Source organism: Mesorhizobium sp. M7A.F.Ca.US.005.03.1.1, assembly GCF_003997975.1.
GTDB classification, from domain to species: Bacteria; Pseudomonadota; Alphaproteobacteria; order Rhizobiales; family Rhizobiaceae; genus Mesorhizobium; species Mesorhizobium ciceri.
Window position 1 is genome coordinate 1 of sequence record NZ_RZRO01000172.1, and the last position, 7074, is coordinate 7074.

Below are 7074 nucleotides of genomic sequence, written 5' to 3' on the forward strand. Positions count from 1 at the left end.
ACATGGCTCGCGCGCGTTCTGATTCTCCGCCTCTCTTTGAGATCATCGAGAAGCCCGACTTCTCCTTCGAGACGAAGGCGATGGCGGAGGGCCTGTGGCCGGTCGCCGGGATGGACGAGGCAGGCCGCGGCCCCCTGGCCGGGCCGGTGGTCGCCGCAGCGGTGGTGCTCGATCCCGCCAACATTCCCGACGGCCTCGACGATTCCAAACGCCTCAGCCATTTGCAGCGTGAGGCCCTGTTCCTGCGCATTCTCGGCTCCGCACAGGCGGTCTCGATGGCCTCCATCAGCGCCGAGGGCATCGACGGCAGCAACATCCTCAAGGCAAGCCTGGAAGCCATGCGGCGCGCGCTGGTAGGGCTGTCGGTCCGGCCGAAGCTTGCGCTTGCCGATGGACGCGACGTGCCGCCGGGACTGCCTTGTGAAGGGCGCGCGCTGATCAAGGGCGACCAGCGTTCGCAGTCGATCGCCGCCGCCTCGATCGTCGCCAAGGTGATGCGCGACCGCATGATGTGCGGCTGCGGCAACCATCACGACCGCTACGGGTTCGAAGTCCATATGGGCTACGCCACGGTTCGCCATCGCACCGCGATCGAAGCGCATGGCCCGGTGGCGCGGCTGCACCGCGTGTCGTTTGCGCCATTCCGGCTGGGTGGGGCCGAGGTGGACGTGGTGGAAGAAGAGAGCTTCGCCGGGCTGGATTGAGCGACGACGACGACAAGCCAATCTCCCCCTTGTGGGGGAGATGTCCGGTAGGAGAGAGGGGGGCGCTGTCCCGCCGGCCTCTCAATCGATTGCAGTTATGCCCTCAGGCTTGTCCCGATAGACCTTAGGACAACAAAGGTTAGCGTTCCTTCACGCCCCCCCTCTGCCCTGCCGGGCATCTCCCCCACGAGGGGGGAGATTGGCAGCTTCAGCGCCGCAACAAAAAAGCCGCCGGGTTGCCCGGGCGGCTTTCGATGACTGGCTAGACGAACCGCCTAATTCAGCTTCGACTTCACGTCCGCGAGCGAAGCCTTGAACAGATCTGCACCGGCCTTGGCGTCGATCTTGCCGGCAAGCAGCGCGCGTGCTGCCTCGACGGCGATGTCGACGGCGCTGGCGCGCACTTCGCTGATGGCATCACGCTCGGCCTGACCGATCTTCTGTTCGGCAAGCGCGGTGCGCCTGACGACATAGTCCTCGGTCTTCTTATGCGCGTCGGCGGCAAGCATGTCGGCTTCGCGCTTGGCGGCAGCGACGATGTCGGCGGCCTCCTGCTCGGCTTCCTTGCGCTTGCGCTGGTACTGGCCGAGCAGCTGCTGGGCCTCCTCGCGCAGCCGGCGCGCTTCGTCCAGTTCATTGCTGATCCTGGCGGCACGGGCGTCGAGCGCCTTGGCGATCATGCCAGGCACCTTGATGTAGACGGCAACGCCGAGGAAGATGATCAGGGCTATCGTGGCCCAGAGCGTCGCGAGAGATGTGTAATCCATGATGCGCTCCTCACCGGGCCACGGATTTGACCGCGGCCGCGATCTCGGCCTTGCTGGCCTTGCCGCCAACCAGAGCCTCGACGATCGCCGAAGCGGTGTCCTCGGCGATGCTGCCGACTTCCTTCATGGCATTGGCCTTGATGGAAGAAATGCGGGCTTCGGCTTCGCCAAGCTTCGCGTCGAGCGCAGCCTCGACCTTCTTGCGAGCGGTGTCGGCCTCGGCCTTGGCAGCGTCGTTGGCCTGCTGGCCGATGGCGTTGGCCTTGGTCTTGGCTTCCGCCAGTTCCTGCTCGTAGGCAGCAACGGCGGCGTCGGCCTCGCCCTTCAACCTGGCCGCCTGGTCGAGGTCCTGCGTGATGCGATCGTTGCGGACATCGATGATGCCGCCGACGCGCGGCATCACCACCCGCTTCAGGAAGAGATAGAACAGCCCGAAGGTGATCGCCAGCCACAGAAGCTGCGACGGGAACGTCGCCGGATCGAATGGCGGAAACGTGCCATGCGCTTCAGCAGGCACGCTGGTGCCGGAATGCGTGTCGCCTTCCGTCGCAGCGTGGCTGGTATCGGCTGATGGCGCGGACTCTTGCGCAAAGGCAGATGTCACGAACATGGACTATCCCCGAAATTCAGGCCCGCCGCTTGCGCGGCCGGCCTGTCCAATCTTCCCGAGTGCTCAGCCGAACAGGGCCAGAAGCGCGATGAGAAGCGAGAAGATGCCCAGAGCTTCGGTCACGGCAAAGCCGAAGATCAGACGGCCGAACTGGCCATCGGCGGCCGAAGGGTTGCGCAGTGCGCCCGCCAGGTAGCTGCCGAAGATGTTGCCGAGGCCAATGCCCGCGCCACCCATGCCCAGGCAAGCGATGCCGGCGCCGATGTACTTTGCTGCTTCTGCGTCCATTTGTTCAACTCCTTTGGATCTAAAATTCCGTTGCGATTCCATCCGGCGCCAATGTTGGAAATCTTTGGGCCGGAAACTTTTGGACCTAGTGCCCTGGATGCAGGGCGTCGTTGAGATACATGCAGGTCAACACGGCAAAGACGTAGGCCTGCAGGAAGGCGACCAGCAGTTCCAGTGCCGTCAGCGCCACCGCCATCGCCAGAGGCAGGATCGAGCCGGCGACGCCAACCGCGCCGAGCGCGCTCAGGCTGACGACGAAGCCGGAGAACACTTTCAGCGTGATGTGGCCGGCGAGCATGTTGGCGAACAGACGAACCGAGAGGCTGACCGGGCGCGACACGAAGGAGATCACTTCGATCAGCACCACGAGAGGCAGCAGGAAGACCGGCACGCCGTGCGGCACGAACAGTTTCAGGAAGCCAAGACCATGCTTCATGAAGCCGTAGACGACCACGGTTGCGATCACCAGCACGGCAAGGCCGAAGGTGACGATGATGTGGCTGGTGACGGTGAAGAAATAGGGGAACAGGCCAAGCAGATTGGCGACGAGCACGAACATGAACAGCGAGAACACGAGAGGGAAGAACTTCATGCCCTGCGTGCCGGCGGCGTCGCGCAACATGTTGCCGACAAACTCGTACGCCATCTCGGAGACCGACTGAAGCCGCCCGGGAACCAGGCTGCGGCTCGACGTCGTGAGAAACAGGAATCCAGCCGCGACGATCACGGTTGCGACCATGAACAGCGCCGAATTGGTGAAAGACAGGTCATAGCTGCCGATGTCGATCGGAATCAGCTTGTTGATATGGAACTGGTGGATCGGATCGACCTTGTCAGCTGCCACGTTCAAACCCCGTCAATGCCGCGTACGGCCTCGTTACCATTACCGCACATGGTGCGCGGTCATTTCTTGTCGTCTTGGCCACGGCGCGATTTATCGCCCTGTCCAAATTCTGCCACGACGCCGGCGGAACGCATCACATTGAGCACTCCGGCGCCAAAACCAAGCAGCAGAAACACGATCAGACCCCATGGCGATGTCCCCGCCAAACGGTCGATGACCCAGCCGATGCCGGCACCCACCACCACCCCGGCGATAAACTCGCTGGAGAGTTTGAGCGCCTGACCATAACCGGCCACACTGCCCGCTTTCGCGTCGTCTTTCCCCTCGAGCCGGCCCGGCCGCCTTGTCGCAAGCGAAGCTTCAAGGTCACGGCGGCGGCGCTCAAGATCGTCGTCGCGGATGTCGGGTTCATGCTGATTGCCGCGGCCGGTTTCTCCGGTTCCGTCTGGCCCATTCTTGTCGGCCATCGCAACCCCCCTGCCCGGTCAGACCGTCACCGTCCGTCCGCTTCTAAAGTCGCCGGCAACATAGTTAGAGGGTTTGCGCCCGTCAAGCCACGGGCGGAAGTTCATTGCCATGTATTTTAGGCAATGAAATCAATGAATTACGAAGGTGCGACATCGTGCCCGCCAGGATGACGAGGATGCATGGCGCGAATCCCCCGCGCAATGGCTCTTTGATCGGCTGCGCGCCACATCAAGGATCAGCGGCTGCTCCGCACTCAGCTCCAGCCGCCGCCATAGGTCCGATAGAAGATATGCAGGCCGATCTTGGTCATCTTCTGCATCGTGCGCGCCCAGCCGGGATGGACATATTGGGCATAGTAGTGGGTCGACGATCCGACTTCCGGAATGAAGATCTTGCCGGCGGTGACGGCCATGGCGATCTCCTGGGCGGTCTTGTAGGCGGCTGGGCTATCGATGCGCTTCTTCCTGCCGTCGCAGGCGAAGGAGAACTGGCAACGGTTGAACCAGCTGTCGTTCTGGTAGACGACGCCGCAGATCGAATTCGGATAGGTCGGATTGCGGACGCGGTTGAGGATGACCTGGGCGACAGCGGCCTGGCCGCGCACGGATTCGCTCCTCGCCTCGAAATAGATTCCGTTGGCAAGGCATGCCTGCTCCTTCTTGGAGAAGACACTCGCCGGCAGCGGGTTCTGGATCCACGAATGATCGCCCTTGGCCATCGGCGGAATGAAGCGGCCCTCATTGGGCTGCTCGTCCTGAAGCAGGGCCTCGAAGGGCGATGCCTTGGCATAGTCCGGCTCGGATTGCGCATAGGCGGTGGCCAGCACATCCGGATGGTCGTTGTTGACCAGCGCCGCCAGCATGGCCGGCATGCCGGGATCCGGCTTCTTGTCCTCGCGCACATGGAATGCGGCGGCGATCTGGATTTCCTTGCCTTTGATCTGCGGCTTGGCGAAAGCCATTTTCAGGCCGCTGTCCATGCTGGGTCGCAGCAAGGAGGACGTGCGCTCGAAGATCGAGCCGGCGTTGAAGTTCTTTGGCGGTGCGACGGGAGACATCTGGACGATGCGCCCTTTCTTCTCGGCGCGCACCACGCGGTCCTCATCGGGTGTGGCGCTGACCTTGCCGCCCTTGCCGCGAAACGACACCTTGCCGACACCGGCCAGATGGACGCCCGATCCGGAAATGGAGCCGGTGACATCGGAATCGACAAAGGGCATCTCAGCCGCATGGGTCGAGCCGGCAACGGATTTCTCGACATAGGAATTCCAGCGCGTGCTCGATGCTTCGAGGCCGGAAACGAGGCTCGTCATGTCCTGATAGGCGGCGACGGTCGGAAAGCCGATCCAGATGCCGAAACCGATGACGAGCGGACCCAAAAAGCCACGTTTTCTCTCACCGGCGGCGGCAACCAGCCGCTTCAACACACGTCGATGCACGGAACTCTCTCCAGGAACGCTACAGACCCCACTGGAGAGCAAAATGATGCATTAACCTTGATGGGACGTTAACGGATTCGATCGGGTTTTCCCGGTCGGCCCGAGGTCGTGGTTGCGAAGTCGGGCGATTTTGCGGCCGACCATTCAGGCCGGACGCAGGAAGATCGGCCGGGCGATCAGCGCGCAGATGGCGGCCGCCAGCCAGACGCCGGACCAGGACCAGAGGTGCAAGAGCCCCGGAATGGCCACCGGCACCAGGAAGAAGCCGACGAAAACAAAGGTGTTGGCAAGGCTGAGCGCGGTTCCGACATGGCCGGCGCCGGCAAGGGTGGCAAGCTCGGTGTAGGCGACGCCGTGCCAGGCGGAGACAGAGATGCCTGCGACAATAAGCACGACCGGAAGAACCGCCGACCAGATGAGCTGGCCGCCCGGAATGGTTGGGCCGAACAGGACCAGCAGCCAAAGCATGGCGAAGGCAAGGGCGCTGAACGCGCTGCACAGGCGAAGAAATTGGCGGCGGTTGCCATAACGGTCGGTGAAGCGGCCGCTCCAGATGCGCATGACCATGGCGCCGATCTGCACCGCGGCGAGGCTGGCACTGATTGCCGCCGTTCCCAACCCAACGAAGTCGTGCAGGAATACGGAGGCGAAGGTGAGCACGGCCACCTGCGGAAAGCAGAGCAGGCCGATGGCGGTCGCGATACGCCAGACGTCGCGATTGCGCAGCGGCGCCGGTCCGGCCACAGCCGAAGCGGGATGGCCCTCGCCTGCCGTCGGCGGCTCGTGCAGCCAGCGCCAGGCGAACAGGGCAGACAGAGCGGATGCACCCGCCAGGACCCCGAACACCGCGGCAAAGCCGAAAGCCAGCGCAAGCGAGGGCAGCACGAGCGCGCCAAGGCCGCCGCCAAGCGGCACCGCCGTCTGCCTGATGCTCATGGCGAAGCCGCGCTCGTTTTCCCGGAACCAGCCCATGATGGCGCGGCCGCTCGAACCGTTGACGCTGCCGCCGAGCAATCCGGTGATGAATAGGCTCGCGGAGAGCAGCGTGACATCGGGAGTACCGGCCTTTGTCGGCACGACCAGCATCGCCATGACCAGGAGCCACGCCGCCGTCGCGCCGAGCCCGATCAACAGCACGCGGCGGTCGCCCCAGCGATCGGTGAGCAGACCCCAGGGCAGTTCGCTGAGCGCGACCCCAAGCCCGAGAAGGCCGAGCGCCAGGCCGAGCTCGGCATTGCCTAGGTGATAGCCCTGGCGAAGAACGACCGCCGTCGCCGGGATGCCGGAGAACGTAGCCGAGAAGGCGGCATTGGCGGCAACGCCGATGCCCAGGACTTTCCAGCGATGGCCCGGCGTGAACACCCTCCCGGTGGAACCGGTATCTTCCAGAAGTTCCGACGGCTGCCGGTCGGTGCAATTGACAATGGCGGACATGACTTCATTTCCCGTGCTGGCCAGCGGTCCGGCCTTGACGATCTGTCCCTACCGCCATAATTTCATCCTGAAAATCAGGAAGTTTTGAACTTACAATCCTGAAAATCGGGATTTCCAACATGCGACGCGTGACATTCGACCTCGACGTCTTGCGCAGTTTCGTCACCGGCATGGAGCTGGGTAGCTTTGCCAAGGCCGCTGACCGGCTTGGCCGGTCGACGTCGGCGGTCAGCGCGCAATTAAAGAAACTGGAAGAACAGGCGGCGACGCCGATCTTCCGCAAATCAGGACGGGGCCTCGCTTTGACCGAGGCCGGCGAGACCATGCTCGGCTATGCGCGCCGGCTAATCGAGTTGAACGACGAGGCGGCATCCGCCATCCACGGTGTCGAGCTGGAAGGCTGGGTACGGCTCGGCTTGCAGGAAGATTTCGGCGAGGCGGTGCTGCCGGACGTGCTCGGCCGATTTGCCCGGGCGCACCCCAAGGTGAAGATCGAAGCCAGGATCGCACGCAGCCACGAC

At 63.4% G+C, this 7074-nt stretch carries 9 protein-coding genes; 2 read left to right on the forward strand and 7 right to left on the reverse strand.

Going from position 1 to position 7074, the window contains the following annotated elements:
• Positions 1-2 precede the first annotated feature (2 nt).
• Complete coding sequence (locus EN990_RS34400) at positions 3-704, forward strand: ribonuclease HII (RefSeq protein ID WP_027164182.1); 702 nt, start codon at positions 3-5, stop codon at positions 702-704.
• A 275-nt stretch (positions 705-979) separates the two neighbouring features.
• Here EN990_RS34400 and EN990_RS34405 read toward each other — a convergent pair whose 3' ends face one another.
• From EN990_RS34405 to EN990_RS34435, 7 genes are all read right to left on the reverse strand, one after another.
• On the reverse strand, positions 980-1471 hold the full coding sequence (locus EN990_RS34405; RefSeq protein ID WP_013532841.1) for a F0F1 ATP synthase subunit B: 492 nt from the start codon (positions 1469-1471) through the stop codon (positions 980-982).
• A gap of 10 nt (positions 1472-1481) precedes the next feature.
• Positions 1482-2081, reverse strand: a complete 600-nt coding sequence (locus EN990_RS34410; RefSeq protein WP_013532842.1) for a F0F1 ATP synthase subunit B — start codon at positions 2079-2081, stop codon at positions 1482-1484.
• A 63-nt stretch (positions 2082-2144) separates the two neighbouring features.
• The gene (locus EN990_RS34415) at positions 2145-2369 is read right to left on the reverse strand and encodes a F0F1 ATP synthase subunit C (protein ID WP_006206606.1); all 225 of its coding nucleotides are present in this window, start codon (positions 2367-2369) and stop codon (positions 2145-2147) included.
• A gap of 85 nt (positions 2370-2454) precedes the next feature.
• Positions 2455-3213 (reverse strand): F0F1 ATP synthase subunit A, encoded by a 759-nt coding sequence (locus tag EN990_RS34420; RefSeq protein ID WP_127369506.1) that lies wholly within the window; start codon positions 3211-3213, stop codon positions 2455-2457.
• 59 nt (positions 3214-3272) lie between these two features.
• Positions 3273-3680 (reverse strand): AtpZ/AtpI family protein, encoded by a 408-nt coding sequence (locus EN990_RS34425; RefSeq protein WP_013532844.1) that lies wholly within the window; start codon positions 3678-3680, stop codon positions 3273-3275.
• Between the two features lie 254 nt (positions 3681-3934).
• A complete protein-coding gene (locus tag EN990_RS34430) occupies positions 3935-5119 on the reverse strand; it encodes a cell wall hydrolase (RefSeq protein ID WP_127369505.1) in 1185 nt (394 codons plus the stop codon).
• Between the two features lie 144 nt (positions 5120-5263).
• Entirely contained in the window at positions 5264-6553 is a 1290-nt protein-coding gene (locus tag EN990_RS34435) for an MFS transporter (protein WP_127388555.1), read from the reverse strand.
• A 119-nt stretch (positions 6554-6672) separates the two neighbouring features.
• Here EN990_RS34435 and EN990_RS34440 point away from each other — a divergent pair.
• On the forward strand, positions 6673-7074 hold a 402-nt coding region (locus EN990_RS34440), incomplete at its 3' end, for a LysR family transcriptional regulator (RefSeq protein ID WP_127388556.1).

Coding starts and splice junctions, on each gene's coding strand:
- EN990_RS34435 (WP_127388555.1), bottom strand. CDS start 6,553: ATGTCCGCCATTGTCAATTGCACCGACCGGCAGCCGTCGGAACTTCTG.
- EN990_RS34425 (WP_013532844.1), bottom strand. CDS start 3,680: ATGGCCGACAAGAATGGGCCAGACGGAACCGGAGAAACCGGCCGCGGC.
- EN990_RS34415 (WP_006206606.1), bottom strand. CDS start 2,369: ATGGACGCAGAAGCAGCAAAGTACATCGGCGCCGGCATCGCTTGCCTG.
- EN990_RS34405 (WP_013532841.1), bottom strand. CDS start 1,471: ATGGATTACACATCTCTCGCGACGCTCTGGGCCACGATAGCCCTGATC.
- EN990_RS34400 (WP_027164182.1), top strand. CDS start 3: ATGGCTCGCGCGCGTTCTGATTCTCCGCCTCTCTTTGAGATCATCGAG.
- EN990_RS34410 (WP_013532842.1), bottom strand. CDS start 2,081: ATGTTCGTGACATCTGCCTTTGCGCAAGAGTCCGCGCCATCAGCCGAT.